At 40.1% G+C, this 19,004-nt stretch carries 11 protein-coding genes; 2 read left to right on the top strand and 9 right to left on the bottom strand.

All coding sequences use genetic code 11. The features are described 5' to 3' along the window. Positions 1-23: 23 nt before the first annotated feature. From JIV24_RS06090 to JIV24_RS06055, 8 genes are all read right to left on the bottom strand, one after another. Entirely contained in the window at positions 24-2,030 is a 2,007-nt protein-coding gene (locus JIV24_RS06090) for an MGH1-like glycoside hydrolase domain-containing protein (protein WP_200464134.1), read from the bottom strand. A 216-nt stretch (positions 2,031-2,246) separates the two neighbouring features. Beyond that, positions 2,247-3,797, bottom strand: coding sequence for a tetratricopeptide repeat protein (locus JIV24_RS06085; RefSeq protein WP_200464133.1), 1,551 nt, complete (start codon positions 3,795-3,797; stop codon positions 2,247-2,249). Positions 3,798-3,935: 138 nt separating this feature from the next. Then, on the bottom strand, positions 3,936-5,198 hold the full coding sequence (gene nqrF / locus JIV24_RS06080; RefSeq protein WP_200464132.1) for an NADH:ubiquinone reductase (Na(+)-transporting) subunit F: 1,263 nt from the start codon (positions 5,196-5,198) through the stop codon (positions 3,936-3,938). 18 nt (positions 5,199-5,216) lie between these two features. Beyond that, on the bottom strand, positions 5,217-5,852 hold the full coding sequence (gene nqrE / locus JIV24_RS06075; protein WP_200464131.1) for an NADH:ubiquinone reductase (Na(+)-transporting) subunit E: 636 nt from the start codon (positions 5,850-5,852) through the stop codon (positions 5,217-5,219). Between the two features lie 18 nt (positions 5,853-5,870). After that, a complete protein-coding gene (locus tag JIV24_RS06070; RefSeq protein ID WP_200464130.1) occupies positions 5,871-6,530 on the bottom strand; it encodes an NADH:ubiquinone reductase (Na(+)-transporting) subunit D in 660 nt (219 codons plus the stop codon). Between the two features lie 13 nt (positions 6,531-6,543). Continuing rightward, positions 6,544-7,242 (bottom strand): NADH:ubiquinone reductase (Na(+)-transporting) subunit C, encoded by a 699-nt coding sequence (nqrC, locus tag JIV24_RS06065; RefSeq protein ID WP_200464129.1) that lies wholly within the window; start codon positions 7,240-7,242, stop codon positions 6,544-6,546. 12 nt (positions 7,243-7,254) lie between these two features. After that, the gene (locus JIV24_RS06060; RefSeq protein ID WP_200464128.1) at positions 7,255-8,412 is read right to left on the bottom strand and encodes an NADH:ubiquinone reductase (Na(+)-transporting) subunit B; all 1,158 of its coding nucleotides are present in this window, start codon (positions 8,410-8,412) and stop codon (positions 7,255-7,257) included. A gap of 81 nt (positions 8,413-8,493) precedes the next feature. Beyond that, a complete protein-coding gene (locus tag JIV24_RS06055) occupies positions 8,494-9,843 on the bottom strand; it encodes a Na(+)-translocating NADH-quinone reductase subunit A (protein WP_200464127.1) in 1,350 nt (449 codons plus the stop codon). A 91-nt stretch (positions 9,844-9,934) separates the two neighbouring features. On the opposite strand from JIV24_RS06055, the gene JIV24_RS06050 reads away from it, so the two are divergent. After that, positions 9,935-11,275 (top strand): type IX secretion system plug protein, encoded by a 1,341-nt coding sequence (locus JIV24_RS06050; RefSeq protein ID WP_200464126.1) that lies wholly within the window; start codon positions 9,935-9,937, stop codon positions 11,273-11,275. A gap of 222 nt (positions 11,276-11,497) precedes the next feature. Then, positions 11,498-12,766 (top strand): OmpP1/FadL family transporter, encoded by a 1,269-nt coding sequence (locus tag JIV24_RS06045; protein WP_200464125.1) that lies wholly within the window; start codon positions 11,498-11,500, stop codon positions 12,764-12,766. A gap of 409 nt (positions 12,767-13,175) precedes the next feature. On the opposite strand, the gene JIV24_RS06040 is transcribed toward JIV24_RS06045, so the two are convergent. Beyond that, positions 13,176-19,004, bottom strand: a 5,829-nt coding sequence (locus JIV24_RS06040; protein ID WP_200464124.1) for a PKD domain-containing protein, incomplete at its 5' end; no start/stop codon positions are given.

The raw sequence follows: 19,004 nt of genomic DNA, 5'->3' as shown, positions 1-19,004 counted from the left end.
ATTAATTTGAAACCATTTATATTCTAAAACAACATTATTATGTGGGCTGCACTCCAGCTAAAATGAAAGGCATTTAACCCTTCTTTGCTTAAGGGATGGTAGTTTTCGCGTATTGGTTCCTGAGTATAAGCCATCCCCTTGGCACTCTCCACCATTTTTTGAGCCATCTGTCGTGCTTCAGCTTCAAAGCCATAATTATTCATCCCAACAATACCGAAGTATGCCTGATCGAGCCACACAGGACCACGCCAGTAACCCTTTTGTGGATTAAACTTCTCGTGGGCGGCACTTAATGTTGGAAATGGCATTGGTGTATTAAATCGGCTTGCATCCATAATGACTTTTACCACTTCCTTAGCTTGGTCTTGAGTCGCTACATTGTTATAAAGCGGTGCCCATCCTTCGGGACCTTGTATGCGTATTTTATCCTGACTTTTTAACTCCACATCATAAAAGAATCCGTCCTCTTCAGAATACATTACGTTTTGAATCTGCGCCTTTAATACTTCGGCATCATTGGCATACTTTCCAGCAACTGCCTTATCATTCAGCAGCTCGGCTATTTTTTGAATATATAATTTCTCTTGAACCAGATAGGCATTTAAATCGACTGATTCCTGATTAATAGAATAAGCCCCTTTGCTATTTTCAATGATAACTGCTTCATCAAATCGAACAGCGTTATCCATACCACTCTCCCATGCTGCAGCAATACGGGTTCCATCGGTAGAACCGTATTCGCATAAGCCATTCTGGTCATGATCACGATTGATGTACCACCACTCGTGATACTTTAACAACTTTGGATATAGTTCCTTTAGAAATTCAATATCTTTAGTTTGCTCGTATACTTCATATATACACCACCCTGATAAAGGAGCCTTGGTATTACGCCAGTTAACCCCTTCGATATCTAAGTCTCTGAAGAAACAATCCGCAATCATTCCTTCTTCATTCTGATAATCGTACATGGCACGTATATGGTCTTTTGCCAGCTGTCCTTCAAAAGGAGCAATGGCGACTGCATGTTTCCACGAATCCCAGGCCCATAAGCCCTGAAAGTATGGCGTCGCATACGATGGAACTATCCCCTGGTGATAGATGTCGCCTGCAGCACTGCGCCAGTTGTGCATCAATGTTAGTAAAGATTTTACGGCTAACTTATCGTATTTATTAACATCTAATAATCCGGCCCCTGAACCTTGAAATAAGGTTTTAATATACTTATTCCAACGTTCTTCATTTGCTGTATAAGCTGGCTTTACATCCTTAATAAATACCTGGTTGGCATTGGTATATTGTGCTCGCTCAGTTTCATTAAAAGTATATGAAAACACCGCTGTTATTGTTGTACGCTCACCACTTTTTAGTTGCAATTCTTCATCGATATAAGCATAAGTCGTATCAGCTTTTTGAATATTATTACCATTGAATAATAATTGTGCTGACTCATTCTCATTGATGTCAATTTGTAAGGCATTTCCACTAATTTGCATAGATGCGTTCAGTTTACCAAAAACACTCCCGTTCCAACCTAGCTGAACTTCCTGATTACTACCTTTATTTGTTACATCTGCAGTAATAACGGTGCTCCGTTCATTAACATTAAATAAATAAAGTTCAACCTGTAAATCATTAAGTTCAAAGCTTTGTTTTAATAAACCTGGGTAAAAAACATTGGCTATATTCTCAGCTTCGGAAAGGTTCAGTATTTCATTGTTGACAACATCCTTAATTTGCAAACCAAGAATGGAAGGGCTCAACCAAAAGCTTTGCTGCTGACGCATTAAGTATGGACCTGCGAAATTCCCAAGCTGACCATTCTCTGCTTCTTGATTAAGGCTAAATGAATGCCATGTTCCCAAATCGGAAAAAGAAGATACTCCATATTGTTGTGGAACGGTGATTGTGCCTTTTAAGTTGAGTACATCAGGGTAATCATACCGATCAACACCTTTATTTTGCTGAACTTGCTCCTGACACGATACAAACAGTATGGTAATGACATAACCAAGAATTAACTTTTTCATTGTAGAACGATTAACAGTGAAACATTTTTTTACAATGCTAATGTCTAAAGTATTATTTGAAAAGTGAAGTGTAAGACCTCTATACCAACTATACAATTAAAAGGACAATAACCAATATTACATATTAAACTATCCCACAGCACATTAGATAACACTACTGCTAAATTAACGCTATCAGTTTTTTAATTGATGTAGAGGTAAAACTCTACAATAAAACTAGAGTTTCATAATGAAATCTTTAAGCTGTACGCCTTTTTCGAGGTGTAATTTTTTACGCAATCGATAGCGACTCATCTCAATAGATTTGACTTCAACGTGGTATTTTTCAGCCAGTTCTTTGGATGTTAAATCATTGCGAATATCAACTAGTAATTGCAATTCCTTATTGGTTAAATCGGGAAATTGGGATTGTACCCGGTACTTGAAATCCTTGATAAACTTATCGGATAAAATGCTGGAGTCGGAATACTGATTGAAAGCTTGTTCGAATTTACGCCAGGCCTTCTTCACATCAGCCGAAGAAGATTTACTAACATCTTCAGCAACTTTTTTAACCAGTTCATTACGTTTCGACATGGTTAATGCCAATGTTTCTATCGCCTCATTTTTATAAGCCAGCTTACTGCTTAACTCAGCTTGTAGCTCCTCTTTTTCATCAAGCTCTTGCTTTAACAGCTTTTGTCGTAGCAATGAGCGTTCGGCTTTTGATTTAAATACATAGTACAAAATACCAATCACAATTATCGCTAATGTAATACCCACAAAGACTAATATTTGACGGTTTAAGGCAATTTTTTGTGCTTGCTCAATCAAGAGCTTATCTTGTTTTATTTTTTCATCTTGTACCTCAATCAGGTAGTTCATGACCCCTTGCACATTCCGATTATTAATTTTCTTGTAAAGTTGAATGTACTTATTCTGATAACGATAAGCACTTTTTAAATTGCCTATAACGCGTTCATACTCATAGCGCACTTTATAATATTCAATCAGGCTAAAACTGTAAGATGTTTTATAACTGACATTTTCAGCCTTATCCAAATAAGCTTTGCACTTTTCGTAATCAAGAGTATTCAAATACACTCTTGAGAGAAGCGAATATGTTTCTAACAATCCTGAAGCAACACCTGAACTATTCTCGAGCGATTGATGCAAAAATGTTTCAGCTTTCACCCAATCTTCATAATGAATATAGATAATACCCATATTATTTTGAACGGTTGATAGTAATGACCGATTCTGCTCCTCACTACTATTGAGAATAAACAGGGCCTTTTGAAAAAAACCAAGTGCCCGTTGGTAATGATTAGAAGAAAGTGCATTTAACCCCAAGGCATTGGTGTACAACACCTCTTCTGATAAATTAGCGCGCAATTGAGCAATTTCGAGTGCCTTTTGGTGATATGGTACGGCATATTGATAATTACCGATATCAAAGTATATCCATCCGATGGTGGCCTGAATATCCTGATAAAGGCGACTGGTGTCGCTTTTAGCAAACAATTCGTTGCCTTTTAGTGCATAAAACAGGGCTGTGTGATATTGATGCTTGTACAGGTAGGATTGTGCCAGATTCCAATAGGCATAGCCTTTATCCTTAATGTCGGTGTCGCTTATCTTTGTGAGAACCTTTTGAGATATCAGAATGCAGCTATCGGGCATGCTTTCCTGCATTTTTGAAGCGGTTTTAAGCTGTTGATTTACCGTTTGGCTATCAACACCCACATATACTAACAAAAATGAAAAAAACAGTAGGATACGCTTCATAAATGACTGGTATAATTAAGCAACGTTTTCAACATATACAGCAAGGATCGCATCCTTGCGATAAATACAAGTTAAAGATGCGATCCTTATATTGAATAAAAAAGGTGCAGATTAGAAATCCACACCTTTTAGTATTATTTACGATCCGAAATCATCGAAATCAACCATTTCATCTGGTACTCCTAAATCGTACAGCATTTGTGTTACTGCATCGTTCATCATTGGAGGTCCACATAAGTAGTATTCGATATCTTCCGGCTCCTCATGTTTGCTTAAGTACTCGTCATGAATCACCTGGTGGATAAATCCTGTTGAACCTTCCCAGTTATCTTCTGGCAATGGTTCAGACAAGGCAATGGTGAATTTAAAGTTCGGGAACTCTTTCTCAATCGCACGGAAGTGATCTTCGTAGAAAATCTCTTTACGTGAACGAGCTCCATACCAGAACGTCGCTTTACGACCAGTCTTTAATGTATGGAATAAGTGGAAGATGTGTGAACGCATTGGCGCCATACCAGCACCACCACCAATAAACATCATCTCACGCTCAGTTTCCTTAATGAAGAATTCACCATAAGGTCCTGAAACCGTCACTTTATCACCTGGCTTACGCGAGAAGATAAATGAAGAACAGATACCTGGATTTACTTTTTGGAACCCACCTGCAACTCTATCCCAAGGTGGAGTTGCAATACGGATGTTCAACATCACAATGTTTCCTTCTGCAGGGTGGTTAGCCATTGAGTAAGCACGGTATGTTGGTTCTGGATTTTTCATCGTTAGGTCAAACATGCCGAATTTCTCCCATTCGCCACGGTATTCTTCTTCGATGTCCATGTCCTTGAAGTCAACATCAATCTTAGGCACATCAATCTGGATGTAACCACCCGATTTAAAGTCTAAGATTTCACCATCTGGCAACTTCACCACAAACTCCTTAATAAAGGTAGCCTGACCATCGTTAGATACCACCTCACACTCCCACTTCTTGATACCCATAATTTCCTGAGGTATCTGCATGGCCATGTCTTCCTTCACCTTTACCTGACAAGCTAAACGCCAGTTATTGGCCTGCTCTTTACGTGTAAAATAACCTGTTTCGGTAGGTAATATTGAACCGGCACCGCTATCTACCTGACAGCGACACATAGCACATGTACCACCTCCACCACAAGCTGATGGAAGGAAAATTTTATTATCACCCAATGCCGAAAGTAATGTCTGACCCGGGTCTACTACCAATTCTTTCTCACCATCATTAATGTTGATTGTCACTTCGCCTGATGGCATCAGTTTTTTCTTAGCGTACAATAATATCGATACCAGAGCCAGGATAACCACCAGGAATATCACAATACTGGTAAGAATGACCATTGTACTATTTATTGCTAATAATGTCATTTCTCTTAGTTTTACTTTTTACAACTGAATACCCATGAAACTCATAAATGCCACACCCATCAGTCCGGTTACAATAAAAGTAATACCTAAACCTCGCAATGGAGCAGGTACATCAGAATATTGAATCTTTTCGCGGATAGCAGCAATACCTACAATAGCTAATAACCATCCAATACCGGAACCAACACCGAATACAGTGGCTTCACCAAGGTTGGCATATTCGCGCTCTTGCATAAATAAAGAACCACCTAAGATGGCACAGTTTACTGCAATCAGCGGTAAGAAGATACCCAATTGAGTATATAGTGTAGGTGCAAACTTCTCAACAACCATCTCAACCAATTGCACCATAGATGCAATAACTGCGATAAACATGATAAAGCTCAAGAAACTTAAATCATATTCCGCGAATAGCGGTTCCTGCACACCTAATAAATTATCTAACCATACCAAAGCACCTTCGCTCAATACATAGTCATTAAGCAAGTAGTTTACCGGCACGGTGATACTTAATACAAAAGTTACAGCCAATCCTAAGCCTAAAGAGGTATTCACGGTTTTTGATACTGCCAGGTATGAACACATACCAAAGAAGTAAGCGAATACCATGTTATCAATAAAGATTGACCGGATAAATATATTTATATAATCCATTTTTCTGCTTTTTTCTAATTACGATTCTATCAAATCTTTATCTCGAGAACGCTGTACCCAAATGATGATACCTACCACAACCAAAGCCATTGGAGGTAAAATCATAAATCCATTGTTGGCATATCCCCACTCGTAAAATACATCAGGAATAACCTGTATCGCTCCTAGTCCTGGTAATGTCAGGTTTCCGGTGCCGAATAACTCACGGAAGAAAGCCACAACAATCAGGATAAAGCCATATCCAGCACCATTACCAATACCATCCAATACGGCTGGCCATGGTTTGTTACCCAAAGCAAAGGCTTCCAAACGTCCCATGATGATACAGTTGGTAATAATCAATCCAACAAATACCGATAACTGCAGACTCACTTCGTAGGCAAAGGCTTTCAGCACCTGGTCAACAATAATTACCAATGATGCCACCACTACTAATTGTACGATAATACGAATTCGTGAAGGAATCGTATTACGCAGAAGTGATATAATCAGGTTAGAGAATACCGTTACAAACATTACAGAAATAGACAATACAATTGCCGGTTCTAACTTCACTGTTACTGCCAAAGCAGAACAGATACCCAATACCTGAATGGTAATAGGGTTTTGTGCTCCCAGAGGAGTTGTAATCAGCTTCAGATTCTTGGCTGAGAACAATGGTTCTTTTTCACTACTCATCGTCACAATATTTTTAGTTCTTTAAAAACTTTTCATATCCTACGAGACAGTCTTCTAACATCGTACCCACACCAACACTGGTGATGGTACCACCTGAGATACCATCCACTTTGTGAAGGTCGCCCTGTGACTGTCCTTGTTTAACTACCTCAATAGAAGCAAATGATCCGCCCTGGTCAAACAACTGCTTGCCTTTGAAAGGATCCTGGAACATAGGCGTTGTAATTTCAGCACCCAAACCAGGTGTCTCACCTTTGTGACCAAAGATGGCTCCAAATACAGTGTTTTTATCATCGTTCAATGATACATATCCCCAGATTGGACCCCAAAGGCCTTTTCCTCGAACAGGAATGATGTATTTTACTGAACCATTGTCAAGCTTACACTCATAAATAGGGTAAGCACGCTCAGCATCGCTCTTTTTCACCTCTTTGGCCAAATCAACCGTAAAAGCTTCCATTCCACTTTGCTTCTCACCATTGATGTTTAACACGTAGGCATTAGAACCGATGTATTTTTCAAATTTCACTTCAGCATCTGCTGCTGTACTTTCAATCTGCACCGACTTCAGGATGTCCATTTTTTTGGCAACAGCCGCATTTTTATCCTGCATTGGTTTTAACGATTGTGCTAAGAAGGCCAAAATGGCCGCTACCACAATCACCATAACAGATGCGTACAGAAAAGTATAAGTATTTCCTTGTCTATCCATTTTACTAATTATTTAGGCAGCTACTTTAGCTCTTTTTAAACGTCGTTTGATATTTCCTTGTACCACATAGTGATCAATTAACGGTGCGAATGTGTTCATCAATAAGATGGCTAACATCACGCCTTCAGGATAAGCCGGGTTGAATACACGAACCATGATGGCTAAGAAGCCAATCAGGAATCCGTAAATCCACTTACCTCTTTCGGTACGTGTTGCCGAAACCGGGTCGGTTGCCATAAACACAGCTCCAAAGGCAAATCCACCTAAACAGATGTGATGTAAAGCATCAACCTGCATTAAGGCATTTGCACCCCATAGGTTGAATAATAAGCCCATTACATAACCACCAGCAAAAACTGATACCATGATTTTCCAGCTTCCAATACCTGTATAGATTAATATTGCTGCACCAATTAAAATGGCTAATGTTGATGTTTCACCAATTGAACCAGGAATCATACCGATAAAGCTCTCAATAATTGAATGACTCGGTGCCATATTTGAAGCAGCCTCACCCAGTGGAGTGGCTCCTGAGAAACCATCTACTACACCTTCTCCTTTGGTTAAACCAGAAATCCAAACCTGATCACCCGACATTTTAGATGGGTAAGCAAAGAATAGGAAGGCACGTGCCACTAGAGCTGGGTTCCAGATATTCATACCTGTACCACCAAATACTTCTTTACCAATCACTACTGAAAAAACAGTTGCCACAGCCACCATCCACAATGGAATATCAACCGGCAATACCAAAGGAATTAACATACCTGAAACCAGGAATCCTTCTTGTACTTCGTGACCACGCATTTGAGCAAACATAAACTCAACACCTAAGCCAACACCGTATGATACAATGACTATTGGTAATACTTTTAAGGCTCCATGACCAACTTCGGCCCAAAATGAAGCATCAACACCCATTGCCAGGAAATGCTGGTAACCGGTGTTCCATATACCAAATAGCAAGGCCGGAATCAATGCTTTCACAACCAAGGCCATGGTACGTTTCAAATCAACTGCATCGCGCACATGAACACCATTTTTGCTTGTCGTATTAGGTACAAAAAACAAGGTTTCCAAGGCATCGAAGGTCGAATGAAATTTCTCAAACTTCGCGCCCTTCTGAACGTGAGGTTTGATGTTATCTAATAAATTTCTTAACGCTTTCAATGTATTTTTAGTTTAATAGTTATTAGTCAGTGCTCAGTAGTTGAATCACTAACTACTACTGTCTTCTGACTACTGACTAATTTAACTTAACTCTTTAATCATTAAATCAATACCCTTACGCAATGTGGCTTGCAATGGCTGCTTTGAAGTACACACAAACTCACAAAGAGCGATGTCCTCTTCGGCCAATTCATAAATACCTAACTGCTCCATTTTGTCGATGTCTTCAACCAAAATAGCTCTGAACAAAAATTCAGGAAGGATATCCATTGGTAATACCTGATCATACTGACCTGATACAACAAAAGAACGCAAACCACCATGCATATTTGCATCTAATTTGTATTCTTTCTTTTTACACATCCAGCTAAAGAATGAACGCGACATACTGAATTTACCGAAACCAGGCATGGCCCATCCCATAAACTCATAATAATCACCTTCAGGAATAACTGTTACTTGTGAATGATAAGTACCTAAATACCCATCTTCATCAATATGTGATCCGGTTAATACGTTACCACTAATGAAACGAAGTTTATCTTCCGTTTTAACATTGTCTTTCACCAATGTAGAGATGCTGGCGCCTAATTTTGTGCGGTAATAACCCTTCTTTTCAACTTCACTTCCTGCTAGCACTACAATGCGGTTTGCATCATAAATACCTTCAGTAAATAACTTACCAATAGCTACAATCTCCTGCGGCTGAGCTACCCATACTACTTCGCCTTTGTTAATAGGCATGGTATGATGAATCTGAACACCTACATTACCAGCCGGGTGTGGGCCGTCAAATGCATTTACAGTTACACCTTTTAAGTTATTAAATACCTTTGAAGCAGCGTCGTTCTGAACACCTACCTGAACATTGTCACACAATTGCTTTACCACATCAATACCGGCTTGCAATGCCTCTTCCTGACCTGAAAGGATGAAATCCATATCGGGTGCTAAAGGAGCACTGTCGAAACCTGAGATGAAGAAGGCCTTTGGTGTTTCAGTGGCATCGGCAATAACATCATAAGGACGCTTGCGGATGAATGGCCACAGACCAGCAGCTTGCAATTTCTCAACGATTTGTTCTTTTGATAAGTCGGCTGGTTTAGCTGTTTCAAATGTTTCATTTTCATCTGAACCATCAGCCTTTACAACTACTTCAAGGATTTTACGGCGCTCGCCACGGTTAATCGCAGCCAACTCTCCACTAACAGGAGACACAAATTTTATTTCAGGACGTGTTTTGTCGAAAAATAAAACTGTACCCGCTTTCACCTTGTCCCCAACTTTTACAGCCATTTTAGGAACCACACCATGGAAATCGGTAGGTTTCACAGCAAAAAGCTCGGGTAATTCAGCCTGACCAAAAACTTTCTCGGCTTTACCGATAAGTTGGATATCAAGACCTTTTTTGATTTTTATTACCTCTGACATGTTTGAAAAACGGTTTTTTTATTTTTACGCGCAAATGTACTTATTTTTATCACTAATCCATCTATATTGCGTTTGCAAAACTCATAATTCAATGGTTTATTTTTACAAATTCAACTATCTAGATACTTTATTTGAGATTTTTTTCTCTTATATACCAAATACAAAAAGGCTGTCTATTGCCTTTATTGCCATTTCAATCATTGGTGGTCAGTACGTTTGGAGCAACAACCCTGTACAAACTGCCTCAAATATTAAAACCGTTCAGTTGTACAAAAAAGGATGGAGTATGTCCTATCCCATCATTAACCTTTACCCTCAAGAGCAACTCACTTTAGAATTTGACGACTTTGCTTACGATTCAAAAAACTACCAGTACAGCATCATTCATTGCAACTCAAACTGGGAAGAATCAAACCTGATGCAAACAGAATATGTCGATGGTTTTATGCCCAATGCCATTCAGGATTACCAATATTCATTCAATACCACGTTTGACTATATCCATTACACATTGGATTTTCCGAACAGAGATATAAAACTGTTATTATCAGGCAACTACATCATAAAGGTATTTGAGCTAGGCAATGAAGATAACCCGATTCTGGTTCGTCCGTTTTATGTTTCTGAATCGTTAGTGAGCATATTACCCCGTATCAAATACACCTCCAACTCTAATTTCAGAGCATCAATGCAAGAGGTGAATTTCACCATTGAACATCCTAATTTCAGAATAAATAATCCGCGTGATGAAATAAAAGTGGTGCTGCAGCAAAATGGTCGATGGGATAATCAAATTGATGATTTAAAACCCTTATTTATTCGCCACGAAGAGTTGGATTACTCCTATAATCGCGAGAATTTATTTGATGGCGGTAATGAATATCGCTGGCTCGACATAAGAAGCACCCGCTTTGCTCCTGAACATGTTGAAGGCATCTCTTTTTTCGATCCTCATTATCATTTCACCCTGTTTCCGGATAAATACCTGAGTCAAAAACCCTATTTCTATCGAGAGGACTTTAATGGCAAATATTACATTGAGGTAAAAGAAAATCGTGACCCGATGATTGAGGCCGATTACACCTATGTGCATTTTAAATTCCCGGTGAAGGCGCCTTATGTTGATGGACACATCTATGTAACTGGTGGATTGAATGACTGGCAACTGAACGATGCTAACCGCATGGAGTATAACTTTACTACACGTATGTATGAGCTAAGCATGCTTCTTAAGCAAGGTTTTTACAACTATCAATATCACTTTTTAGAAAACAACTTCACCAAAGCAGAAGTAGAGCGATTCGAAGGCAGTTTTGGTCAAACCGAAAATGATTATATCATATACGTTTATTACCAAAGTGTGGGCGATAATTACGAGCGCTTGATTGGGGTTAATATTTCCAATTCGTTGAAGTATAGCATGAAAAAATGATGGCGGGTTATGTGTTTTGAGTTTCCCCCATCGGCTTGCGCCACTTCCCCATGGGGAAGTTTGATTTACAGCTTTGAATATATTATACCAAACACATTTCCCTTTTGTCTTGAGAAAAACACCTAGTTTAGAATAAGTCTAAGAACCAATATATAGAAATATTTCTATATTTATACATGAATATATCTATGTATTTATATCTACATATAAAATTACGGTTCTATGAAAAAAATCTATGTAATTACGCTGGTTATCGGAATGTTATTTCCATCGATAACCCATGCTACCGATGGCTACTTTGGGGTAGGCTATGGAGCACAAAATAAAGGTTTAGCGGGTGCTGGCGTAGCCTGGTACAAGTACTCACTAATGAATGGCAACCCTGCTGGTAAGGTATTTTTAGGCAAACAATACCAAGTTGGCGTTGGCTTCTTTAATCCAAATCGTCAGTATACTGTTACAGGTAATCCATCTCCTCAACCAGCATTTGGTTTAATGCCAGGTACCGTAGAGAGTGATTCTAAATTATTTGTCATGCCTAGCATGGGTGCTAACTGGATGATAAATGAGAAAAGTAGCTTTTCGGCAACACTATTTGGCAATGGTGGTATGAATACGGATTATCCGGCTGCAACATTCCATGACCCTACTTCATCTACAACAGGGGTTAATTTGGGACAGATGTTTTTGGGCTTAACCTATTCCAGAATGCTGGGGGAAAAACACAGTTTAGGTATAACAATACTTGGAGCGTTTCAGTATTTTGAAGCGAATGGACTGGCTATGTTTGGTATGATGTCAATGGATGATACTAAATTAACAGGCAATGGTCACGATAACTCTTATGGCATTGGGTTCAAACTGGGTTACTTAGGCCAGCTAACCGATGCTTTGTCAGTTGGCGCGAGTTACCAGCCCAAAATGGGCATGAGCAAATTTGATGAATATGCAGGCCTATTTGCCGAGCAGGGAGACTTTGATATCCCGTCAAACTTTACCATTGGCGCTGCCTACCATTTGAGTGACAAGCTGACTGCCATGTTCGATTTCAAACGCGTCAATTATTCTGAAGTGGCATCAATTGGGAATCAAATGATTCTTCCAATGCTTCCTGATGGTTCAATGAATCCGGATTTTGCACCACTTGGAGCAGATGGCGGTTCTGGTTTTGGATGGAACGATATTAATGTATACAAAATTGGTCTTGAATTTGACAAAGGAAATAGCTGGGTATTCCGTGGTGGATTCTCACATAACGATCAGCCTATACCGGAAAGCGAAGTCATGTTTAACATCTTAGCACCTGGCGTAATCGAAGACCATATTACTTTAGGCTGCTCCAAAGCTTTTGGAGAATCGGGCAAAGCTCTCCATTTAGCAATGGTATATGCTCTACCTGCATCAGTATCAGGAATGAATCCGATGGATCCTGCACAGACTATTGAATTAGAAATGAATCAATTTGAATTAGAAATTGCATTCACCTTTTAAATAAACAATCTTATGTTATTCAATAGCCAGCTATTTATAGTCGGCTGTTTTTGTTTTAATATCTCCTTTTGAATACCCTCATCCAAGAAATTGCCACAACCCTCACATGCAAGTTTTACCTTGGCGATAGCAGATTATTTCCTACTTCATGATTAGCATCATCCTAACAAATACTTCATAACCTCTAGAATGGATAAAACTCATCATATATCCAATTTTACACCTTTTGATAGGCATAATGAACGTACTTAATGCAAGCTAATATGGCATCGCTACATAAATAACACATCCAATAGTTAGTATTGCATACCATTAATACACCTTATCGTCCTTTAACAGTACACACTCAACAAAAGAGGCTTGCCGTAAAAAGCAAGCCTCTAATTTCATCGCGATTCTACTTATTATTCTATTTTCTCATCATCACCTTATGATGCATTACTTCTCCCGCCACTTCTGTTCTAATCATATAAAAGGCACTCCCCAGATCTGGCAGATCAATTCTTATTTTATCTCCTTCTTTTTCGAGCTCACCAGCTTGATACTCCCTTACTATACTACCAGATTGAGAAAGTAGTACAACTGACACTTCTTTATCCCCAAATAAAGCCGACTCAATAAATACATAATTAGCAGCAGGATTCGGATAAACTCGAGTACTCGCATAAAGATCTGCTTGCTCTAAATCAGTAGGAACCGTCTCGATTTTAACAATATCCATATCCACTATAGCATCAACCTCAAAATCAACATGTTCATAATTGAACGCCAATTCCGTTATTAGTAACTCATGTGTTGAAACCAAAGTTAAGCCTGCAACATCAACATAAATAGAGTAATTTCCGTTTGCAATGTTACTTATTTCGTAATAGCCATTTGCATCAGTTGTTACATAATCAACAGGCAATCCACTAACTTCATCGATCAACATTACCACAGCTCCAACTACTGGTGGTTGAGTGGATTTTAAAGAACCATTATCATAGGTTATCTGACCTTTTGCTTTTCCATTACCCACCTTATCAGCAGCTGGAATTTCAAACATATCTAACTCAATACTACGACTTTCAGAACAAGCCAAAGTAATAAATTCCGCCTCTTGCCATTTATGAGTCATATTGTAATAGCTATGCATTACACCAGGATACTTTTGTTTGGCATGATCATCCAACTTAACATACACGATATAAACACCTTCTTCAATATTAGTAAAGTTAAAATAACCATTACCCTGCATTCTAACTGACGCCACTTCTCTATAAGGATGATCTGTTACATCTAACAACACCACATCGGCATCATCAGCATCAACAGTACCTTTACTATACGAAGCCGTACCTGATAAAGAGGCTTTACCTTCTTCCTCTACTGTGGTTAACCAGCTGCCCGAGCAACCATTAACATCCCTTACAACAACATCATATGTGCCTGCACTCAGGGCTGTAAGATTCTGTTCAACTGAACCATTTGACCAATCGTAAGTATAAGGAGCAACTCCTCCTTCAATATTAATTGATATGGCACCCGAGGCATTTCCATTACAAGAAGCGTTTGATGAAATACCACTAATTGTTATAGCACTTAGAGGTTCATTTACTACATAAGACTCAGTAGCCGTACATCCATTAACATCTGTGATAACTACATCATACGAACCACCACTTACGTTAACCAGGTCTTTGCTTGTTTCCCCATTACTCCATAAATAACTATAATCACCTGAACCGCCACTTACAGACAAGACAATACTTCCGTTGGATTCACCAGCACAGGTCACATCTTTGATTGTTCCTAAAGTTGCAATAGCACCTGATGGCTCATTTACCGCATAAGACTCAGAAATGGTACACCCGTTAATATCAGTGATAGCTACATCATACGAACCTCCGCTCACATCAACCAAGTCTTTGCTTGACGCTCCAGTACTCCATAAATAAGTATAATCACCCGAACCGCCACTTACTGATAATACAATACTACCGTTTGATTCTCCGGCACAGCTTACATCATTAATAGACGATTCAACAGATATTAAACTTGATGGCTCTGTAACTACGTATGACTCAGAAATGGTACATCCGTTAATATCTGTGATAGCTACATCGTACGAGCCACCGCCTACATTAACCAAGTCTTTGTTGGTTGCTCCATTGCTCCATAAATAAGTATAATCACCTGAACCACCACTTACTGATAATACGATACTACCGTTCGCATCTCCGGCACAGCTTACATCATTAATAGACGATTCAACAGATATTAAACTTGATGGCTCAGTCAAAGTAAAGTCGGCTAATGAACTACAGCCATTGGCATCCGTTACATTTACTCTGTAGTATCCTGCTGCTACACCTGATAAGTCCTTCTCGGCACTACCCGTATTCCATTCATAAGCGTAAGCCTCTTTACCACCACTCACTTCTAACACAATACTACCATTGGCTTCGCCTTTACATGTGGCATCAGTGGCAACACCACTCACTAGTAATGCCTCTGGTTCAGTTAAGGTTTCTGCCAACTCAACAGCACATCCTTGTCCGTCGGTAATAGTGACACTGTATTCACCGGCGCATAAATTATTTCGGAATGGGGCACTACCACCATCACTCCATGAATAAGAATAGGTACCATCTCCACCAGTTCCTTGTGCAATGGCATAACCATTACACATATCGGCACAAGTAATAGCTGAAAGATTTATACTGCCGCTTATGGTGGTCAGATAGTTGAGCTCCGAACTCACTGTAGCTGAACAACCACCAGCATCGGTCACTGTTAAAGTATAGCTACCGGCAATTAAATCAGAAATATCAGCTGATGATGCGCCATTGGACCAACTGTAAGTGTATGGTTGCACACCTCCACTAAGCACTGGCACCAATGCTCCATTGCTCAGGCTCTCACATGTAGGCTGTGTAGCTGTCAGGCTTAACGCCAATGGCTCAGGACTAACAATCTCTACTGTTTCTGTGACTGAACACAGCAGGGCATCCGTGACCGTTACTGAATAAGTTCCTTCAGCCAGCTCATCAATACTGGCTTCTGTTGCGCCGTTTGACCAGCTGTAAGTGTATGGTGCGCGCCCCCCCGTTACATTTGCCGATGCCGAGCCATTGTTAGCATCCGAACAGCCAGGGTTAATCGTTGTCACACTCACAAGCAAAGCTTGCGGATCAGCTAATTCAACATCTAGCGTTTGTGAACAACTCATGGCATCCACTACAGTCAGACTATAGTTTCCAGCAGTAAGCGCAGAAATATCTTCTGTTGTCTCTCCATTACTCCAATTGTAAGTATATGGCCCTGTTCCTCCTGATACGGTCAGGTCAATGGAACCATTATTATTTCCAGTACAAGTTGGTTCATTTAGCAATGAGGTTACCACAATCGCATCCGGTTCTTCTACCTGGGCTATCTCATTTTCCACGCAACCATTGGCATCAGTAACGGTCAGGTAATAAAATCCACCAGACAAGTTAGCAGCGTCTTTGCTTGTTTCTCCATGATCCCAGCTGTACGCATAAGGTTCTATTCCTCCCGAAATTTCAGTACTAATCCCACCATCGGCAGCTGCACCACAAGTGACATCTGTTGGTGTTAAACTTATGGCCATAGCTTCCGGCTCATTAATCGTAAAGGTAGACTCTGCATTGCAACCATTGGCATCTGTTACGGTTACGGTGTATGTATCCTGACATAAGTTAAACTGGAAAGTACCAGTTGCTCCATTGCTCCAACTATAGGTATATGGCGCTGCTCCACCACTAGCCGAAGCCATGGCAACTCCATCGCACTGGCCGGCACAGTTGACATCGTAATTATCCATGACAACAGATAGTGTTGATGAAGTGGTCACCGTATAGGTTTCCTCCACTGAACAGCCATTGGCATCAGTTATCATCACTGTATAATCACCCTCTGTTAATGCATTGATATCTTTTGTTGCAGCTCCGTTTGACCAACTATAGTCATACGGTTCAGTACCGCCGGTAACTGATAATGTGAGTGCACCATCATTTCCATCAGCACATGTTGTTTGTTGAACACTAGCTGTTACAGCCAACAATTCAGCCTCTACCAAAGTAACTTCCGTTGTTTCGCTTAATGCATTGGCATCCGTCACAGTAACTGAATAGATACCAGCCGCAAGATCTGTTAAATCTTCACTTGTTGCAGCATTAGACCATAGAATTGTATATGGTGCCATGCCTCCTGTTATCGCCAAATCAATGGCTCCGTTACTTCCACCAAAACAGGAAATATCTGTGGCTTGAAGTGATAAAACAAGGTTATCAACACCATCTATATATACACTGTCTTTCTTTGCATTCAGGTAGGCATCCCGCACAGTAATATAATGCCAACCTTTGGTCAAGTTATCAACTGAAGCAGTTGTTGCTCCGTTGGACCACTGGTAATAATACGGCGCTACACCTTGTGTGACAGTTACAGTAGCCGTACCATCTGTGCATGAAGAACAAGAGGCGTCTGTGCCACTCACGGCCAACTTTAATTCTGGTATGTTGATTTCAATGCTGTCAATAATGCTACAGCCGCTTGCATCCGTAATCGTTACAGAATGATATCCATTACTTAAGCCTGTTGCCATCGCATCTTTGCTTCCATTTTGCCAATGATATAAGTAAGGTTCAATACCTCCAGCTGGCTTAGCCCAGGCAGTATCAATTGAAGTGAACAGATTAGCAAAAATCTGACTATTCATCATCACGGTGTCTATCGCCGTATGTGAACATCCCGAAGGAGCAGTTGCTGTCAGTTCCACTTCAAACATACCTGCGTCTGTATATTTATGCGAAGGATTTTCTGAATCAGATACCATGCCGTCTCCGAAATCCCAGTTATAAGTCATTGTGCCGCTTTCAATGCTACTGTTATTTGTGAAAGTAACAGCTTCACCGTAACAGGCATCCTCAAAGCTGAATGAAGCATGAGGCGTAGACAGTAGATTTACCTGCTTAGTCGTGTCACCATAACAACCTACATCAGAATAAGCACGAAGCGTTACATTATAAATACCTGAGGTTTCATAGATATGAGTAGGATTCTGAACGTATGTCGTATCTCCATCATCAAACATCCACTCATAGGCAGTGATAGCTCCACTTGATACACTGGCACTTCCGGCGAAAGGAATTTCACTTCCCGCACAATCAGCAGAGAAATTGAAATTCACTTCCGGCACGTCACTACTAAAACGGGTAACTCTTAAGGTGTCATTGTTAATATTATCATCGTGCGTACCAATCAACCAGATTTTAAATTCATAAGAACCATGTCCTGCCAGGTTTTCCTTGGTATCGAAAGTATATTGAATGTCATTACTAATTTGTCCCGGCACGGTTCCCTTAACAACCGGTCCACCATTTACCTGGTAGGCAATCTGCAAATCAACAAATGGAATATCGCCAAACTGCTTTAAGAGAACGGTAACAGAATCACTTGTACTTAACCCGCAATGTAAAGTAGGACTTACCAGCTGAGTAATACCAAAATCCACCAGGTATTCATCCGCACCAACATCGGGCGCAGCTTGATTCCTAAGCTCTCCATCAATATCGAGAGCGATGTCTGCCGCTGCTATACCAGCCCCATTTATTGAGCGCTGCGATGGACGTAAATCTGTTTCACTCAAAAAGAATGGATTGAGCACTTTTGAGTTGGCGTCTGCATTGATGGTTGAACCCCAGGATTCCAAATCAGAATACAGTGTACCTAAGTACTCTCCGAACTCATCACCCGAACTGTAAAAATCATTGTAATCCCAATCAGAACCAGCGATACTAACACCCAATTTAGCCGCCAGCCCTCCACCATTATTGGCAAAAATATTATTCTTAACCGTGTAGTTACTACCTCCCAATACTTCCAGACCAACACCATTGACCACATCCGTACCGGTAATATTAATGGAGTTAAAAACGATTTGCGAACCGGAACCTTTTTCCTGCAAGCAAATTCCCTTGGCAATGCCAACCCCTTCGGCTTCCACAAAATTATTGGCCACCAGGTTATCGGCACCGTTGACAATAATGCCTGTTCCAGCCTGAATATTCAAAAAGCGGTTTTCAGTGACTGTGGCATTATTGGCGGTTATGTTGATACCATCGCCAGCCACAACACCATTGACAGTGTTATGCGTGTACAAACCACCAGTACCTTGCACATTTAGGCCTCTGTTTCGAATATTTGTAATAGTGTTATTTCGTACTTTCCAATG

The organism is Carboxylicivirga marina (genome assembly GCF_016612505.1).
GTDB lineage: Bacteria > Bacteroidota > Bacteroidia > Bacteroidales > Marinilabiliaceae > Carboxylicivirga > Carboxylicivirga marina.
The sequence above is the reverse complement of the archived record's forward strand: the minus strand, read 5'-3'. Positions and strand labels throughout refer to the sequence as shown.